The organism is Pseudomonas sp. OVF7 (assembly GCF_030644265.1).
Classification (GTDB): Bacteria; Pseudomonadota; Gammaproteobacteria; order Pseudomonadales; family Pseudomonadaceae; genus Aquipseudomonas; species Aquipseudomonas gorinensis.
On sequence record NZ_CP128996.1, the window covers coordinates 5,406,925 to 5,423,753 of the forward strand.

Below are 16,829 nucleotides of genomic sequence, written 5' to 3' on the forward strand. Positions count from 1 at the left end.
TATGAACATTCTCTACGATGAACGCGTTGACGGTGTCCTGCCCGACGTCGATAAAAACGCCCTGCTGCAGGCCCTGCAAACGCAGTTGCCCGATCTGGAAATCCTGCATCAGCGCGAAGAGCTCAAACCGTACGAATGCGACGGACTCTCCGCTTACCGCACCACGCCGATGCTGGTGGTGCTGCCGCACCACATCGACCAGGTCCAGGGCGTGCTCCGGCTCTGCCATGAACGGCAGGTGCCGGTCGTCGCCCGCGGTGCGGGCACGGGTTTGTCCGGCGGTGCATTGCCGCTGGAAAAAGGCGTGCTGCTGGTGATGGCGCGCTTCAACAAAATCCTCCACATCGACGCCGCCGCCCGCACCGCCCGCGTCCAACCGGGCGTTCGTAACCTGGCGATTTCCCAGGCCGCCGCGCCGTTTGGCCTGTACTACGCGCCAGACCCCTCCTCCCAGATCGCCTGTTCGATCGGCGGTAATGTGGCGGAAAACGCCGGTGGTGTGCATTGCCTCAAGTACGGGCTGACCGTGCACAACCTGCTCAAGCTCGACATCCTCACCGTCGACGGCGAGCACCTGACGCTGGGGTCCCAGGCACTCGACTCACCCGGTTTCGATCTGCTGGCGTTGTTCACCGGTTCCGAAGGCATGCTCGGGGTGATCACCGAGGTCACGGTCAAACTGCTACCCAAGCCGCAAACCGCCAAAGTGCTGCTGGCAGCCTTCGATTCCGTCGAAAAGGCTGGCCGTGCGGTGGGTGACATTATTGCCGCGGGCATCATTCCAGGAGGTCTGGAGATGATGGACAACCTGGCCATTCGCGCCGCCGAAGACTTCATCCACGCCGGCTACCCGGTCGACGCCGAAGCCATTCTGTTGTGCGAACTCGATGGTGTAGAAGCCGACGTCCATGATGACTGCGGCCGCGTGCGCCAGGTGCTGGAACAGGCCGGCGCCACCGAAGTGCGCCAGGCTCGCGATGAAGCCGAGCGCGTACGTTTCTGGGCCGGGCGCAAGAATGCCTTTCCAGCGGTCGGCCGTCTCTCACCGGATTATTACTGCATGGACGGGACGATCCCGCGCCGGGAACTGCCCGGTGTGCTGCAGGCGATCGCGGCGTTATCCGCCGAGTACGACCTGCGCGTGGCCAACGTTTTCCACGCCGGCGACGGCAACATGCATCCACTGATTCTGTTCGATGCCAATCAACCGGGTGAACTCGACCGCGCCGAAGCCCTGGGCGGCAAGATCCTCGAATTGTGCGTGAAGGTCGGCGGCAGCATTACCGGTGAACACGGTGTGGGCCGCGAGAAGATCAACCAGATGTGCGCGCAGTTCAATAGCGATGAGCTGACCGTGTTCCATGCCGTCAAGGCTGCGTTCGATCCGAGCGGGTTACTCAACCCGGGCAAGAATATTCCGACACTGCATCGCTGCGCCGAGTTTGGCGCCATGCACGTGCATAGGGGTCAGATGCCCTTTCCTGAATTGGAGCGTTTCTGATGCGCAGCGAACACGATATCGATGACAGCGCGGCGCTGCTGGAGCAGGTCAACCAGGCGCTGCACAACGCCACTCCGCTGCGCATCCAGGGTTCCAACAGCAAAGCGTTCCTGGGGCGCAGCGTGGCAGGTGAAGTCCTCGACACCCGCTCTCACCGGGGCATCGTCAGCTACGACCCGACCGAACTGGTGATCACCGCTCGCTGCGGCACGCCATTGGCACACTTGTCTGAAGTACTGGACGCGGCGCAGCAGATGCTGCCTTGCGAACCGCCCTCCTTCGGTGAAGACGCCACGGTGGGCGGCATGATTGCCTGTGGACTCTCGGGGCCGCGACGCCCCTGGTCAGGATCGGTCCGCGACTTCGTCCTCGGGACGCGGGTCATCACCGGACAGGGCAAGCATCTGCGCTTTGGCGGCGAGGTCATGAAGAACGTCGCCGGCTACGATTTGTCGCGCTTGATGGCCGGCAGTTACGGCTCGCTTGGCGTGATAACCGAAGTGTCCCTCAAGGTCCTGCCAAAACCACGGCAAGCGTTGAGTATCAGCCTGGAGATGGACACCGATCGTGCCTTGCTGCGCCTGGCGGAATGGGGGCAGCAACCGTTGCCAATCAGCGCCGCGTGTCACGATGGCCAGCGCCTGCACCTGCGACTCGAGGGCGGCGAAGGCTCGGTGGCGGCGGCCCATGACCGTTTGGGCGGCGAGTGGCTGGACGCTTCGTACTGGCAAGACCTGAACGAACATCGATTGAGTTTCTTCGATGAGAACCAGCCGCTCTGGCGCCTTTCCTTGCCGCAGAACACTCCCCGGCTGCCGCTGCCGGGCGTTCAATTGATCGATTGGGGCGGCGCCCAGCGCTGGCTCAAATCCGACGCCGAAGCGCCCCTCATTCGCGCGGTCGTCGAAGCGGTCGGCGGACATGCGACCTGCTACAGCCATGGCCTGATCGACAGTCCATTCCAACCACTGCCCGAAGCGCTGATGCGCTATCACCGGAACTTGAAACAGCAACTCGATCCACGGGGCCTCTTCAACCCCGGTCGCCTGTACGCGGAGCTTTGAACCATGCAGACCACCTTGAGCGAAGCCGCCCGTCAACTGCCCCGTGCCGTAGAAGCCGAAAGCATTCTGCGCAGTTGCGTGCACTGCGGCTTCTGCAACGCCACCTGCCCGACCTATCAACTGCTGGGCGATGAACTGGATGGCCCGCGGGGCCGCATCTACCTGATCAAGCAGGTTCTAGAGGGTAACGAGGTCACTCAGAAGACCCAGCAGCACCTGGATCGCTGCCTGTCTTGCCGTAACTGCGAAACCACCTGCCCTTCCGGCGTCGACTACCACAACTTGCTGGACATCGGCCGGGCGGTGGTCGATGCGGCGGTGCCGCGCCCACTCGGCGAGCTCCTGTTGCGCGAGGGATTGCGCAGCGTCGTGCCCAATCCGGGGCTGTTCAAAGGGCTGGTTAGCAGTGGCCAGGTTTTCCGCGCCTTGCTGCCCAACACGCTGCAAGTCAAATTGCCTCGCAACGTGTATCCGGCGAAGCCACGACCGACCACCCGCCATACCCGGCAAGTGCTCATGCTCGAAGGCTGCGTGCAACCGAGCCTGTCGCCAAATACCAACGCGGCCGCCGCGCGCGTACTGGATCGACTGGGGATCAGCGTCACCTCGATCCGCGAGGCCGGTTGTTGCGGCGCGGTGGATTATCACCTGGACGCTCAGGCCGCCGGCCTTGATCGTGCCCGCCGCAACATCGATGCGTGGTGGCTGAGCATTGAAAGCGGTGCCGAAGCCATTGTGCAAACCGCCAGCGGCTGCGGTGCCTTCATCAAAGATTATGGCCACCTGCTCAGCACCGACCCGGCGTATGCCAACAAGGCGAAAAGGGTCAGTGCGCTGGCCAAGGATCTGGTTGAAGTGCTGCGCGACGAGCCGCTGGAAAAACTCGGCGTACACAGCGATCAGCGCCTGGCGTTCCACTGCCCCTGCACCTTGCAGCACGCGCAAAAACTCGGGGGTGCGGTTGAAGCAATTCTGACGAGTCTGGGATTCAATCTGACCTCTGTTCCTGACAGCCACCTGTGCTGCGGCTCGGCGGGCACGTATTCGCTGACTCAACCCGAACTGTCTCGGCAACTGCGCGACAACAAGCTTAATGCGCTGGAAAGCGGTCATCCCGAAGTCATTGTCACGGCCAATATCGGCTGTCAGTCCCACCTCGACGGTGCGGGCCGAACCCCTGTCAGGCACTGGATCGAACTGGTCGAAGCCGCCTTGCCCTCACCGAGCACTGGAGAATCCCCATGAAAAGCAAAGCCGTACTGAGCCAGACCGAAGTCAGCCAAATCCTTGCAGCTGCACGCACCGAAGCGCAGAACAACCAATGGGCCGTGACTATTGTGGTTGTCGATGACGGCGGTCATCCCCTGGCCCTCGAACGCCTCGACGGTTGCGCTCCGATTGGCGCCTACATCGCCACCGAAAAGGCCCGCACCTCGGCCCTGGGTCGGCGCGAATCCAAAGGCTATGAAGAGATGGTCAATGGCGGGCGCCACGCCTTTTTGTCCGCGCCATTACTGACCTCCCTTGAAGGTGGCGTGCCGATCATCGTCGACGGCCAGGTGATCGGCGCGGTCGGGGTGTCCGGCGTCAAAGCCGAACAGGATGCACAAGTGGCCAAGGCCGGTGCGCAATGCTTGAAATGAACTGAACGTAACGCTGTCAGCGCTCGATAAACACCGTGTGATGGAGATACAAAGTGACCGATTTCGTTAACTACCAAGGCCTCAAGGTCGCGCCCGTCCTGCAACGTTTTGTTGATCTGGACGTGCTACCGGGCACCGGCCTGGACCCGCAAATCTTCTGGGGTGGTTTCGCTGCCTTGGTGCATGAACTGGCACCTATCAACCGCGCGCTGCTGGCTGAACGTGATCGCCTGCAAACCGAACTGGACACCTGGCACCGCGTCCACCCGGGACCGGTGACCGACATGCCGGCTTATCGCAGCTTCCTGAGCGGTATTGGTTACCTGCAACCACAACCCGCAGACGTCAAGGTCAGCACCGACAACGTTGATACAGAAATCAGTGTGCAGGCCGGACCGCAACTGGTTGTCCCGGCGGTCAACGCGCGTTATGCGCTGAATGCCGCGAATGCGCGCTGGGGATCGCTGTACGACGCACTGTACGGCACCGATGTGATTTCCAATGACGGCGGCGCCGAACCGGGCCGGACATACAACCCGGTGCGCGGGGCGAAAGTCATCGCGTTTGCCCGTGGTTTCCTGGATCAGGCGTTCCCTTTGAGCAGCGGTTTCCATGCCGAGGTGGCGCGTTACCGGATCGACAACGGCACACTGCAAGCCACGTTGAATGACGGCAGCCAAACCGGCTTATCGAACGCCGCGCAGTACATCGGCTACCAGGGTTCGCTCGCTGATCCCACGGCCATTCTGCTGAAAAACAACGATCTGCACGTCGAGATTCAGATCGACCGGCAGAGCGTTATCGGTCAGGCCGACGCCGCTGGGGTCAAGGACCTGCTGATTGAAGCAGCCCTCTCGACCATCATTGATTGTGAGGACTCGGTCGCGGCCGTCGACGCCGATGACAAGGTGCAGGTGTACCGCAACTGGCTGGGCTTGATGAAGGGCGACCTGAAAGAGGACCTGGAGAAAAACGGTAAAACCATCACACGAAAGCTGAACCCGGACCGCGAGTACACCGCAGCCGATGGCAACTCACTGTCGCTGCACGGGCGTTCGTTGCTGTTCATCCGCAACGTCGGACACCTGATGACCAGCCCGGCGATTCTCGACAACGGCGGACTGGAAATTCCGGAAGGCATTCTCGACGGCGTCATCACCAGCCTGATTGCCCTGCATGACCTGCAACGCCGCGGCAATTCCCGCACCGGTAGCGTCTACATCGTCAAACCGAAAATGCACGGCCCCGCCGAAGTGGCCTTCGCCGAGCAATTGTTCAGCCGCATCGAAGACCTGCTCCAACTCGAACGCCATACCCTGAAAATGGGCATCATGGACGAGGAGCGGCGCACCAGCGTCAACCTCAAGTCCTGCATCGCAGCAGCCTCCTCACGGGTCGCGTTCATCAACACTGGTTTCCTGGATCGCACCGGCGACGAGATGCACACCGCCATGGAAGCGGGCGCGATGCTGCGCAAGGGCGACATGAAAAACACCCCGTGGATCGAGGCCTATGAGCGCAATAACGTGCTCGTCGGTCTGGACTGTGGATTGCGTGGGCGGGCGCAGATCGGTAAAGGCATGTGGGCCATGCCGGACCGGATGGCCGATATGCTCAAGCAAAAAGTCGCCCACCCCAAAGCGGGCGCGAATACCGCGTGGGTGCCCTCACCGACCGCCGCCACCTTGCACGCGCTGCATTACCATCAGGTCAACGTGCGCTCGGTGCAGGCGTCCCTTGAAACAACGGACTTCGGCGGCGCCAGCCCGGCACTTCTGGACGGTTTGCTCAGCGTGCCGGTCGTCACCGCCCCGTCCTGGTCGGTCGATGAGATTCGGCAGGAAGTCGAAAACAACGCGCAAGGTTTGCTGGGGTATGTGGTGCGTTGGGTCGAGCAAGGCATTGGCTGCTCGAAGGTGCCCGACATCCATAACGTGGGCCTGATGGAAGATCGCGCGACCTTGCGCATATCCAGCCAGCACATGGCCAACTGGCTGCGACACGGGGTGATCACCCAGGACCAGGTCGTAGAGATATTGCAGCGCATGGCGCGGGTCGTTGATCAGCAGAACGCCGGTGATCCGATCTACACGCCTATGGCGCCGGACTTCGAGCAGTCAGTTGCGTTTCAAGCGGCCTGCGCACTGGTGTTCGAGGGATGTGCACAACCCAATGGATATACCGAACCGCTGCTGCATAAATTCCGGCTGACGTTCAAACAATCGAGGAGGAGGTAATTAGAAAAAACGAACAAATAGGTTAGATTTTTTGTGATCGGTAAACATCGAGGCTTGCCGCGAGTTTTGGTCGCTCAAAGGGTTACAGCTCACAAAACAACTAACCATAACTATTGCGCGCGCAAACTGGAGACGTCTAATGCCCCTTCTGTCTATAAAGCTCAGCTAGAGTCTTTGTAAGATGCCCTTTAGGCACCAGAATCGTGGCCGTGACACGCTTACCAGACAGCGATATGGGAATCCGCCCGCGGCTCCGTCCCCCCGCACAACACCCCAGTGACGAGGTCACGCAGGATGATCTGCCCACGTCCATAGTCGGTCAGGTCGCTAGCGATCTGCACCTCATGGCCGCGCCGGGCCAAGGCATTGGCGAGGTCGCGGGAAGCGTCGTGTTCGATACCGACCTTCATCCCGCCCAGCCATTGCCAACGCGGCGCGTCCAGGGCTGCTTGCGGGTTGAGGCCAAAATCCACCAGGTTCATGACCATCTGCACATGCCCCTGGGGCTGCATGTAGCCGCCCATCACGCCGAAAGGTCCGAGGGCCTGGCCGTTCTGGGTGAGGAAGCCGGGGATGATGGTGTGGAAAGTCTTCTTGCCTGGGGCCAGGCAGTTGGCGTGCTTCGCATCGAGACTGAACTCCTGTCCACGATTCTGCAGGGCAATACCGCTGTCGGGCAGCACCACGCCGGAACCGAATCCGTGGTAGTTGCTCTGGATGAAGGAAACCATGTTGCCCTCTCCGTCGGCGGTGGCCAGGTACACCGTGCCGCTGGCGTGAGGATCCCCAGGCGCGGGGGGCTGGGCCTGTTCGCAGATCTGGTTGCGTCGACGCGTGCTGTAGTCGTCGCTGAGCAAATCGGCCACCGCCACACGCATATGCGCCGGGTCGGTGATGTAGTGCAGGCCATCGCTGTAGGCCAGCTTCATGGCCTCCAGTTGGCGATGCCAGGTCTGCTGGCTGTCACGGTGATCGAAGCTGAAGCCTTCGAGTATCTTCAGCGCCATCAAGGCCACCAGGCCCTGCCCGCTCGGCGGAATTTCCCAGACATCGACCCCGCGGTAATTGATGTGGATCGGCTCGACCCACTGGGCTCGATAATCCTCGAGATCGGTGGCCCGCAGATAACCGCCCGTGGCGCGGGAATGGGCATCCAGGCGCTCGGCCAACGCGCCGCGATACAGGCTCTCGCAGCGAGTGGCGGCCAACTCTTCGAGGGTGCGGGCTTGGGCGGGATTGCGGAAGATCTCACCGGCCCGGGGTGCGCGGCCCTCGATCAGGAAGGTATCGAACCAGGCCTCCAGGACCTGATCGCGATCGGGTGTGAGCTCGTCCACGGCGACCTGCCATTGATGGGCAACCACCGGCGACAGCGCAAAACCGTCCCGCGCCAGGCTGATGGCCGGTTGCAGCAGCTCGGTAAAGGGCAGCTTGCCAAAGCGTCGGGACAACTCGGCCCAGGCCGACGGGCAACCCGGGACGGTCACCGGGGTCCAGCCATAGAGCGGCATCTGCTCATGGCCGGCCGCCTTGACCGCCTCGATGCTCAAGGCGGCCGGGGCATGGCCGTTGCCGTTGAGGCCATGCAGTTGGCCCTTGCACCAGACCAAGGCGAAGGCGTCACCGCCAATGCCGCAACCTGTAGGCTCGACCACCGTCAGCGCCGCCGCCGTGGCGATGGCGGCATCGATGGCATTGCCGCCCTTTTGCATGATCTCAATGCCCGCCTGGGCCGCCAGGGGCTGGGACGCGGCGACCATGCCCCGACGGGCGAAAACGCTCTGGCGTTGCGACGGATAAGGGTACTCGTGGGCAGAAAATGTCAGCATGGCAAAGGCTCTTCAACACAAGGGTTCATTGACCGGATTTGACTCGGTTCCATTCCCGGGTCATCAGGCGCTGGATGTTCTCCGGGAGATCGGCGGAGACGAAAGTGCGGCTGATCACATCGTCGCCGGGATAAATTCCCGGGTTGCCGCTGACCTTGGGATCCATCAGGGTCGTGGCGTCCTTGTTGGGGTTGGCGTAGCCGACATAATCACTGATCGGCGCAATCACCTCGGGACGCAACAGGTAGTTGATCAGGGAATGGGCGTTGGCAACGTTACCGGCGTCTTTCGGGATCGCCAGCATGTCAAACCAGAGATTCACACCTTCCTTGGGAGTCAGGTAGCGAATGTCGAGATTCTTCCCGGCTTCCAGGGCGCGCGCCTGGGCCTGCATCACGTCGCCGGAATAACCGATGGCCACGCAGATATCGCCGTTGGCCAGGTCAGTGGTGTATTTCGACGAACTGAAGTAGGTCACCGAAGGACGCAACGCCATCAGCCGTTTCGAGGCTTGCTGGTAGTCATCGGGCTTGACGCTGTTGGGATCCAGGCCGAGGTAGAGCAGGACCTGGGAAATGACCTTCACCGGTGCATCGACAAAGGCTACGCCACAGCGCTTCAATTTGGCCAGATTGTCGGGTTCCAAGACCATGGACCAGGAATCCAATAGCGCATCCTTGCCCAGCACGGCTCGAACCTTTTCCTCGTTGTAACCGATACCCACGGTACCCCACATATACGGTACGGCGTAGCGGTTGCCGGGGTCGGCAGCCTCCAGACGTTGCATCAGGCGTGGGTCGAGATGCTTCCAATTATTCAGCAGCGACCGCTGCAGGGGCTGGTAGGCGCCAGCGCGTATTTGCTTGGACAGGAACTGGTTGGACGGTACCACCACATCATAACCCGAGTGCCCGGAGAGCAGTTTGGCTTCGAGCATCTCGTTAGTGTCGAAGATGTCGTACTGGACTTTGATACCGCTGTCTTGCTCGAAGTTCTTCAAGGTGTCGGGGCCGATGTAGTCGGACCAGTTATAAACCTTGACCACCGACTCGGCGGCTTGGGTCAGGGGCATAAGGGCGGCGCAACACAGGACGGCGCACAAGCTAGATGAACGCATGGCGAATTTCCTTGGAAGGGTCATATACGCGGCTGAGGAAGGGCCGGGTACGAGGGTGGTTAGGGTGGCTGAGAATCTGTTCCGGTGGTCCTTGCTCGATGAGCTCGACCTGATCGAGTACCACCACCGACTGGCTGGAATACGTGTAGTTGACGATGTTGATCACCTGCTGCCGCTCGGGCTTGTAGAACAACTGGTCGACGATCATGTCGCACTGCTGGCCGAGCAACGCCGGCACCAGGCCAGAGAGCAGGATCACCCGCCATTGCACCTTTTTATCACCCAGGCGTCTGGCGTTCTCCAGGTCCAGGTCGATGGCACCAGGGGCGATGAATCCATCTCCAAGCAGTAGCTGAGTTTATCGACCTTCTGCAGGCATTCCAGACCTGGGGCGCGACGGCGGCCCACTGTGCGCAGAGGCCGAGGGAGACAGCCGCCAGCAAGGCGCGTCGTTTATGCATGACCAGGCACTCCAATTCGTTGGTTAACGGGGCAGGACTCAAAGTCAAAACACGGGTAGGCTCGGGCCCACTTCTATTTTTCCGATTTCAGGAATTGGATTAGCACCGGCACGGTGCCTTCGATATGTTCGCGCACCACTGCTTCGGCGCGGGCGGCATCGCCGGCGCGAATCGCGTCGAGGATCACCGCATGTTCCTGGCGAGCGCTGAGGGGCTTTTCGCCGTGCTGCAACCACAAACGCATGGGCGCCTCGACCAGCGAGTACAACGCCGAGATCTGCTTCATCAAACGTGGGCGGCCACTGAGGCTGCAGAGGTATTCGTGGAATGCGCGGTGGCGGCTGACCCACTCGGCGCTTTCATCACGGTAGTCGTCCATCTCGTCAAGCATTCGCTCCAGGGCCGACAGCTGACGCTCCCCGATTCTCGGTACAGCTACGCGGATCGCCAAACCTTCAAGGGCGCTACGCATGTCGAAGACTTCTTGCAGTTCGTCAAACTCCAGCCCGCTAACAACCGCCCCGCGATTCGGCCGCAAGGTCACTAGTCCCTGCGCGTCAAGACGGCGGAACGCTTCGCGCACCGGCATGCGGCTCATGCCGATCTCACTGGCAACGTCCTCGGCGATCAGTCGCTCACCTTTGCGGTAGCGGCCGCCACAAATTGCTTCGAGCAGAAAAGTATAAGCCTCCTCCTCAGCAGTCTGGGGCTGACGGTCAAGGTATGCGGGGGCGAATTGCATAAGAAATACCTTTTTGTCTTTTTGTATCCAATTAACCACTATTACGATAAAGCATGAGTCGTACCAACTATCAGAAACTATGCTTAAGAGGCTGAATCAAAACGCTTAAAAGGATGTTTTCGAGCCACGCAACCAAGACGCGCGTATGAAACTCACATGAAAATCGCCGCAAAATGGCCCTACAACCGCCCTCAAACCGTGCGAAACGATAGCGAAGCCCCCCGACTACAGAGGAGAAGCGGAACGGGTAACCCCATCGGCGAGCGCTCACGCGCCGTTCTTTTACTAGTGGCAATTGATTGCGCCGCAATCCAGTCTTCTTTAGCTGCGAGGTAACGGCACTCCGTTTTCGCCCTAAACTAAGCGCCAAATTTCCGGGCTGGCCATCAGCTTTTGAATGACGCTTTTACTGGAGCGAGAACATGCCTCGAGTTGCGTAAGAAAGCGCAATAAAATTATCGCTTTAAGATTTTTACCCGACTAAGTATTTTATATGCATAATTTGTCCACTCCCCATTTCATAGCTATAAAGGACCTTCCGTGAGCGGACTGCGTGAACGTCAAAAGGCCGAACGACGCCAAGCCATCAGTAAAGCGGCGGTGGAACTGTTCGAGCGCCAGGGTTTCCAGAACACCACCATCGAACAGATCGCCAACCAAGCCGGGGTATCGGCACCCACCGTCTTTAAATACTTTGGCAACAAGCAGGAGATCATCCTGGAAATCCTGCACGAGGCCGACCAGCGTGCACTAACGGACACCCGCAGCCAGATCCCGGCGATGGAAGATCCGGTCGAAGCACTGTGTTATCTGGAGCGGCTGTTGACGGGTTACGCGCTGGAGGTCATGCACCCCAGCCTCTGGCGCGAGTTGCTGCCACTGATCCTGTTTGGTGGCGACAACGGATTGCCCGAGGGCTATCGCGCCATGAACGATGCACTCAGGGCCGAAATCAGTGGGCTACTCAAAGAATTGCAGCAGGCCGGCAAACTGCGCGCCGACCTCGACATCGAGCTGGCCGCGTTCCTGTTGAACGACTATTCGCACCTGCAACTGTACCGGCTGGTCAACCAGGAGCAGCCGGATGTCGAGGCGCATTCCACCCAGGTCAGGCGTATCACCGAGCTGCTGTTTTATGGCATGCGCGCCTGAGCGCAACCACCGATCAGCGCCCGGCGTCGCGACGCCGGGCCATGATGATCAGTGATGCGTCTTGATGCTGGTCCAGGTGCGTGTGCGGATCCGCTCCACGGCGGCCGGTACCGGTTCCAGGGCGAACAGGGTTTTGCGAGCTTCATCCGGCACATACATGCTGGGGTTGTTACGGATATCGACATCCACCAGCTCAGTAGCGTCTTTGTTCGGATTGGGGTAACCGATCCTGTTGCTGATCCGGGCGATCACGTCCGCACGCAAGATGTAGTTGATGAACGCGTAGGCCTCTGTGATATGAGGGGCGTTGCTCGGGACCATCATCACATCCGACCACATCGGTGCACCTTCCTTGGGTAATGCCATCTCCACCTTGACGCCCTTGCCAGCAGCATCGGCCAGTTGCTTGGCCTGCGTCACTCCGCCAGACCAGCCCACGGCGACGCAAATATCGCCATTGGCCAGGTCCATGCCGTAGCGTGATGAATTGAAGTAGGTGATGTAGGGCCGGATCTTCATCATCGCGGCCTGTGCCCGGGGGTAGTCCTCGCGTTTCTGGCTGTTGGGGTCCAGGCCCTCGTAGTGCAAGGCGATGGGCACGATCTCGTTGGCGGCGTCGAGGAAACCCACGCCACAACTGAACAGCTTGGCGAGGTTCTCCTCCTTGAAGATCATGTCCCAGGTGTTCATCTGCACATCGGCGCCCAGCACCTGTCGAACCTTATCGACGTTGTAGCCGATCAGCGTGGTGCCCCAAAGGTACGGTGCCGCGTACCGGTTGCCCGGATCACCCACGGCTTCCAGGGATTTCATGAACTCGGGGTCCAGCTGCTTCCAATTGGACAACTGACTGCGATCCAACGGCTGGACAGCACCGGCCGCGATTAGGTGACTGATATTGGAGCTGCTCGGATATACCACGTCATACCCGGAGTTGCCGGTCAGCAGTTTGGACTCGAGGGTCTCGACACTGTCAAAGACGTCATAGATCGGGCGGATGCCGGTTTCTTCCTGGAAGCTCTTGAGGATTTCAGGCGGCAGGTATTCGATCCAGTTGTAGATCCGCACCGTCCGCTCCTCGGCCAGGCCCGCGCCACTGACCAGCATCGAAACGACAGCGCCCAGCAAGGTGTTACGCAAAAACCTGTTCATGATCAAACACTCCAGCGCGGCCGCGAAGGCTCGCGGCATTTAATAGCGGTAGGTGAAATAGAGTTCCAGCGCGCTGAATTTCCGATCGTCGCCAAACACCTGCTTGGCCGCGGCCATCGGCTTGACCCAGTTATAGGACAGCGAAGTCGACCACGATTTCGAAGGCACCCAATCCAGGAAGACTACGCTCTCGTCGGCAAATCGCCGATCACTGACGGCTGCGCCCATGTAGTTTTTTTCATCCAGCCAGAACTGGTAATGGATGGCACCGAGGGTGAGGGTTTCGTTGAGGTGGGTCTTGAGTGAGAACTGTTGGACGTTTTCGTTGCTGTTGAACAACAGGTAGTTGCCGACGACATCCCCCACCAGCCAGGTCCCCCAATCGACAAAGCCCTTGCTGAGGGAATCCCAGGACTTCTGCCGGTTGTCAGTGAGGTTGTCGTCGCCGGAAAAGCTTGCGTAGCGATAGCCGATAATCGGCGTCAACGGCAAGGTATCGAAGGCATAGTCCACCTGGCCATACCAAGCATTCGCGTCGTAATCGACCCCGGCGCCATTGCCCCGCTCCAGCGCATATTCGGCATTCAGGGTCAGTGCCGGCAAGCCCAGGACCTTGGCGTTGAGCGCTCGAACGTTATACACCAGCATGCCGTCCCGGCTTAATGGCGTCGCCCCCTTGGGGCCTAGGGCATTGACCTTCATCGCCATGGCGCCCAGCGTCACCTGGTCGTCGAGGTTATAGTCCAGGTTGACGCCCGTCATCCGGAAGTCGCCCATGTCGCCGTCGGTCCGCAAGGTGAAGGCTTGGGTCTTCAAAACGCCATGGTCCCAGGCCAGGATGGCAGAGTCCTTGAACGCGCTTCTCGGGGCAAGCCAATAGGCACCGTCGTCAAGCTGGTCAAGGTCACCGTCCATGACGATGAAGCCAGTGCCGATCATGTAGTTCTGGCGACCGGCGGTGAAAGTCCACTCCCCAGCCCGGAAACCGCCGTAGAGCTCTTCGGTGGCGACATCGCCATCGGAGCGGCGAGTGAAGCCCCCGGCATCGCCATCACCCAAGGTGGTTGCCCCCACCAGCGAGCCGCCGGCCAGCAGGCTGAAATCCGGCTGCAGGGCATATTCCAACTTGATACCCGGCTTGACGTAGAACTCCTGCCAATCGATTTTCGTGCCGTCATTCTTGCCGCTGCGCATATCGACGCGGCCACTGCCGAAATTGACGTTGCGGGTAGACAGCACCGCGCCACCGGCCGTGAAGTTGACCTCGCCCTTGAGGTCGCCGTCCTCGAAGGTATAGCCCGCCAAGGCGGCTTGGGCGGCCAGGGGTAACCCGAACGCTAGGAACGTTCGGGACAAACGCATCATGGAAACCATATGGAGCTCCTGTGTGATTATTGTTGTTACAGGGCAGTAAATGGCGGCGCAAACCCGCGCCAACACCTGGTTGGGCCAGGTGAGCGGAACGCAAAATTCTTGTGTTTATCGGATGAAGTCAGGGCGTCAGGTGCGCCGCGATGGCACGCAGCATGCGCACGCTGTCGCCGTCGAATGGGCTGACAGCATCGCCCAGCGACGACTGCTTGACGATCACCACGCCGGACGGTTTGTCGACGAACAGGTATTGGCCATGGATACCACCGGCCATGAGCGCTTGGCTGTGGTCATTGAAGACGTACCACTGGCTGCGGTAGGACGCGCCAGGCGTCCATGCCGAGAAGTCGGGGGATGTGGCGTAGAGCGCCGGGTCGGCACCGGCGGCGATCCGGGCGACCGTCTCGCTCGACAGCAGTTGTCGTCCATTCTGACGGCCATCGTTGGCCAACAGGCGTCCGAAACGCGCCATGTCTCGCAAGGTGGCACTGAAACCGGCACCGGCAACGCTGCGCCCCCAGGGGTCGGCCATGAAGTAGCCATCGCGTTCACAACCCAACTGGCTCCATAGATCCTGCAATAACCGGTCGCAAGCCTTGCCACTGGCGCGCTCCATCACCCAGGCCAGGGCTTCGGTGGTGGCGGTCACGTAGTGAAAAAAGCCGCCGTGGCTGCCATGTTTCCTCAGGCTCGGCAGGTATTGGTACAGGGATTCGAATTGTGCGTACTGAGCCGGAGCCGGCTGGAAACCACAGGCGTAGCCGTACTGGGAGCTCTCTGAATCCGGATCTTCATAAACCTCGCTGTAGTCGATGCCCACCGCCATGTCGAACAGCTGCCTGACAGTGGCGTCGCCATACGCGCTGCCCATCAGTTCCGGCACGTAATACGCAGCGGAAAACGCTGGATCCAGTACACCTTCACTGACCAACTGTTCGCCCAGGGTGCCGATCAGCGACTTGGTCACCGAGAACATGATGTGCCGGTCCTGAGGACGCTGGCCGTTAAAGTACCGCTCAAACAACACAGTATCGCCCTGCTGCACCAGAAAGGCGTCGGTCTGGCTGGCGATCAGGTGCTCGATCACGCTGATGCTCAAACCCGATTCACTGTCGAAGTGCAGCTCATCCAGCGGCCGAGGTGACTGTTTGAATAGGCTGATCGGCCCGGCCCCTGCCTGTACATCAATAGAAGGACGCAGACGCGCCAGGTTGCGGAACCCCCATTGATTGAAGGGAGGGTACATCCAGTTGCTCCAGGTGACGCGGCGGTGAGGTTCGGCCGGAAAGCCTTGCATGAGCAGTGGCGCGATGCAGGTGTCGGACGGTGATTCACTCGCCTCGACGTAAAGACGTGCCAACGAAGGCAGGGTGTTCTGACTCATCGGGTTGCCCCTGAAAAGTGACTCTGCGTGAAAGCAGATGCAACGAAATAATTACTCAGCCTTATTTTTTAGTCAATAAAATTTTTTCCGCAATTAAATTATTGCCGAGCTCATAAATTTTCAACAGTTCTCTGTCTCCCGTTCAGGTTCTGTGTTCAACGGCGATAGGTATTTCGGGTCGCAGAATTTCCGAAATTACCGGCCCCGTTCAGGGGTGTTCCTTAAGTGCCACAACAGTGTTTGCCGTGCATGAGCAACGCGAGGCTGTCGCAGGGCCGCAGGCGTCCACAGCAGATGATAGTCACGGGTGGTACGCCCGACCGGGCTAGGTATTTCTTCCAACTCACCCCGGGCAATGTGAGGCTCACACAGGTACGCCGGCAGCGTGCTCCAACCGAATCCATCAATCATCATCGTGCGAAGCGTCCGCAGATCCTGTCCCGCCATCGCAGGAATAGAGGACTGCAGTTCGACCCCATTCTTTTCGAGCCAATCATCCACGAGCGGTAGCTCGAGGCTGTATGCCAACAATGGCTCAGCGCTCAGTCCATCTTGGAGATTTTTCGCCGCAGCAATTCTGCGTACTACTCCCGGCGCTGCTACAGCGACTACCTTGTCCGTGAACATCAACTCACTCCGAAGCCGGGAGGTATCAGGCGCCGAAGCAGAAATGCCCAGGTCACATTCCCCCTCAACGAGCATTCGACTGATCAACTCATGATTACCGTTGCGCATGCGCAGGCGGATGCCGTCTTCGAGCAGTGGCCGCAGCTGCCTTGACGCGACCTCCGCAAGAAAATCAGCGTGTCCGATGATCTGCAGTGCTCCGGCCAACTCGACTGACCTGGCTCTTGCAGTGGCCAGAGCTGTCTCAGCCATGTCCAGCTTATCGCCCAAGTCAGCAGCCAGCTCGCGTGCGGCGGATGTGGGCTCAACACCTCGAGCCTGCCTATCAAACAAAGCTCTCCCAATCGCTACCTCAAGGCCCGCGATGTGCTGGGAAACAGCTGGCTGGGTCAGATTTAAGGTTCGAGCCGCTCCACTGATCGAGCGCTGGCGATAGACCTCAATGAACGATCTCAACCGAACAAGCGACATTATGAGCTCATAAGAAAATTTATATGACCCCTAAAATACGCTGTCTACTAGGCGTCACGCTACTGCCCTACCATTGGA

13 protein-coding genes and 1 pseudogene are annotated in these 16,829 nt (G+C 59.9%); 6 read left to right on the forward strand and 8 right to left on the reverse strand.

Features of this window, described 5'->3' with window-relative positions:
• Nucleotide 1 precedes the first annotated feature (1 nt).
• The 5 genes from glcD to QU606_RS24400 are packed head-to-tail and all read left to right on the forward strand — an operon-like array spanning nt 2 to nt 6,445.
• Entirely contained in the window at nt 2-1,501 is a 1,500-nt protein-coding gene (gene glcD / locus QU606_RS24380) for a glycolate oxidase subunit GlcD (protein ID WP_304997625.1), read from the forward strand.
• Nucleotides 1,501-2,565, forward strand: a complete 1,065-nt coding sequence (gene glcE, locus QU606_RS24385; RefSeq protein ID WP_304997626.1) for a glycolate oxidase subunit GlcE — start codon at nt 1,501-1,503, stop codon at nt 2,563-2,565. Before glcD ends, glcE begins: the two co-directional genes overlap by 1 nt.
• A 3-nt stretch (nt 2,566-2,568) precedes the next feature.
• Nucleotides 2,569-3,810, forward strand: a complete 1,242-nt coding sequence (gene glcF / locus QU606_RS24390; protein ID WP_304997627.1) for a glycolate oxidase subunit GlcF — start codon at nt 2,569-2,571, stop codon at nt 3,808-3,810.
• Nucleotides 3,807-4,208 (forward strand): heme-binding protein, encoded by a 402-nt coding sequence (locus QU606_RS24395; RefSeq protein WP_304997628.1) that lies wholly within the window; start codon nt 3,807-3,809, stop codon nt 4,206-4,208. The genes glcF and QU606_RS24395 overlap by 4 nt, the downstream gene beginning before the upstream one ends.
• Before the next feature lie 53 nt (nt 4,209-4,261).
• Nucleotides 4,262-6,445 (forward strand): malate synthase G, encoded by a 2,184-nt coding sequence (locus QU606_RS24400; protein ID WP_304997629.1) that lies wholly within the window; start codon nt 4,262-4,264, stop codon nt 6,443-6,445.
• A gap of 218 nt (nt 6,446-6,663) precedes the next feature.
• Here QU606_RS24400 and QU606_RS24405 read toward each other — a convergent pair whose 3' ends face one another.
• The 4 genes and pseudogenes from QU606_RS24405 to QU606_RS24420 all read right to left on the reverse strand — a co-directional run bounded on the left by QU606_RS24405 (nt 6,664) and on the right by QU606_RS24420 (nt 10,594).
• Nucleotides 6,664-8,274, reverse strand: coding sequence for a gamma-glutamyltransferase family protein (locus QU606_RS24405; RefSeq protein WP_304997630.1), 1,611 nt, complete (start codon nt 8,272-8,274; stop codon nt 6,664-6,666).
• 25 nt (nt 8,275-8,299) lie between these two features.
• On the reverse strand, nt 8,300-9,391 hold the full coding sequence (locus QU606_RS24410; RefSeq protein ID WP_304997631.1) for a polyamine ABC transporter substrate-binding protein: 1,092 nt from the start codon (nt 9,389-9,391) through the stop codon (nt 8,300-8,302).
• A gap of 118 nt (nt 9,392-9,509) precedes the next feature.
• A pseudogene (locus tag QU606_RS24415) lies at nt 9,510-9,852 on the reverse strand (transporter substrate-binding domain-containing protein); the annotation flags it as partial.
• 73 nt (nt 9,853-9,925) lie between these two features.
• Nucleotides 9,926-10,594: a GntR family transcriptional regulator gene (locus QU606_RS24420; protein WP_304997632.1), complete on the reverse strand. Its 669-nt coding sequence runs from the start codon at nt 10,592-10,594 to the stop codon at nt 9,926-9,928.
• Between the two features lie 540 nt (nt 10,595-11,134).
• On the opposite strand from QU606_RS24420, the gene QU606_RS24425 reads away from it, so the two are divergent.
• Entirely contained in the window at nt 11,135-11,746 is a 612-nt protein-coding gene (locus tag QU606_RS24425; RefSeq protein WP_304997633.1) for a TetR/AcrR family transcriptional regulator, read from the forward strand.
• Between the two features lie 48 nt (nt 11,747-11,794).
• On the opposite strand, the gene QU606_RS24430 is transcribed toward QU606_RS24425, so the two are convergent.
• The 4 genes from QU606_RS24430 to QU606_RS24445 all read right to left on the reverse strand — a co-directional run bounded on the left by QU606_RS24430 (nt 11,795) and on the right by QU606_RS24445 (nt 16,751).
• A complete protein-coding gene (locus QU606_RS24430; RefSeq protein WP_304997634.1) occupies nt 11,795-12,898 on the reverse strand; it encodes a polyamine ABC transporter substrate-binding protein in 1,104 nt (367 codons plus the stop codon).
• Between the two features lie 39 nt (nt 12,899-12,937).
• The gene (locus QU606_RS24435) at nt 12,938-14,272 is read right to left on the reverse strand and encodes an alginate export family protein (RefSeq protein WP_304997635.1); all 1,335 of its coding nucleotides are present in this window, start codon (nt 14,270-14,272) and stop codon (nt 12,938-12,940) included.
• Between the two features lie 118 nt (nt 14,273-14,390).
• Nucleotides 14,391-15,653 (reverse strand): serine hydrolase, encoded by a 1,263-nt coding sequence (locus QU606_RS24440; protein ID WP_304997636.1) that lies wholly within the window; start codon nt 15,651-15,653, stop codon nt 14,391-14,393.
• Nucleotides 15,654-15,848: 195 nt separating this feature from the next.
• Entirely contained in the window at nt 15,849-16,751 is a 903-nt protein-coding gene (locus tag QU606_RS24445; protein WP_304997637.1) for a LysR family transcriptional regulator, read from the reverse strand.
• Nucleotides 16,752-16,829: the final 78 nt, after the last annotated feature.

Bases quoted from the DNA above. Each gene is read 5' to 3' on its own strand.
- QU606_RS24410 (WP_304997631.1), bottom strand. From the start codon at position 9,391: ATGCGTTCATCTAGCTTGTGCGCCGTCCTGTGTTGCGCCGCCCTTATG.
- glcE (WP_304997626.1), top strand. From the start codon at position 1,501: ATGCGCAGCGAACACGATATCGATGACAGCGCGGCGCTGCTGGAGCAG.
- glcF (WP_304997627.1), top strand. From the start codon at position 2,569: ATGCAGACCACCTTGAGCGAAGCCGCCCGTCAACTGCCCCGTGCCGTA.
- QU606_RS24440 (WP_304997636.1), bottom strand. From the start codon at position 15,653: ATGAGTCAGAACACCCTGCCTTCGTTGGCACGTCTTTACGTCGAGGCG.
- QU606_RS24405 (WP_304997630.1), bottom strand. From the start codon at position 8,274: ATGCTGACATTTTCTGCCCACGAGTACCCTTATCCGTCGCAACGCCAG.
- QU606_RS24430 (WP_304997634.1), bottom strand. From the start codon at position 12,898: ATGAACAGGTTTTTGCGTAACACCTTGCTGGGCGCTGTCGTTTCGATG.
- QU606_RS24445 (WP_304997637.1), bottom strand. From the start codon at position 16,751: ATGTCGCTTGTTCGGTTGAGATCGTTCATTGAGGTCTATCGCCAGCGC.
- QU606_RS24395 (WP_304997628.1), top strand. From the start codon at position 3,807: ATGAAAAGCAAAGCCGTACTGAGCCAGACCGAAGTCAGCCAAATCCTT.
- glcD (WP_304997625.1), top strand. From the start codon at position 2: ATGAACATTCTCTACGATGAACGCGTTGACGGTGTCCTGCCCGACGTC.
- QU606_RS24420 (WP_304997632.1), bottom strand. From the start codon at position 10,594: ATGCAATTCGCCCCCGCATACCTTGACCGTCAGCCCCAGACTGCTGAG.
- QU606_RS24435 (WP_304997635.1), bottom strand. From the start codon at position 14,272: ATGGTTTCCATGATGCGTTTGTCCCGAACGTTCCTAGCGTTCGGGTTA.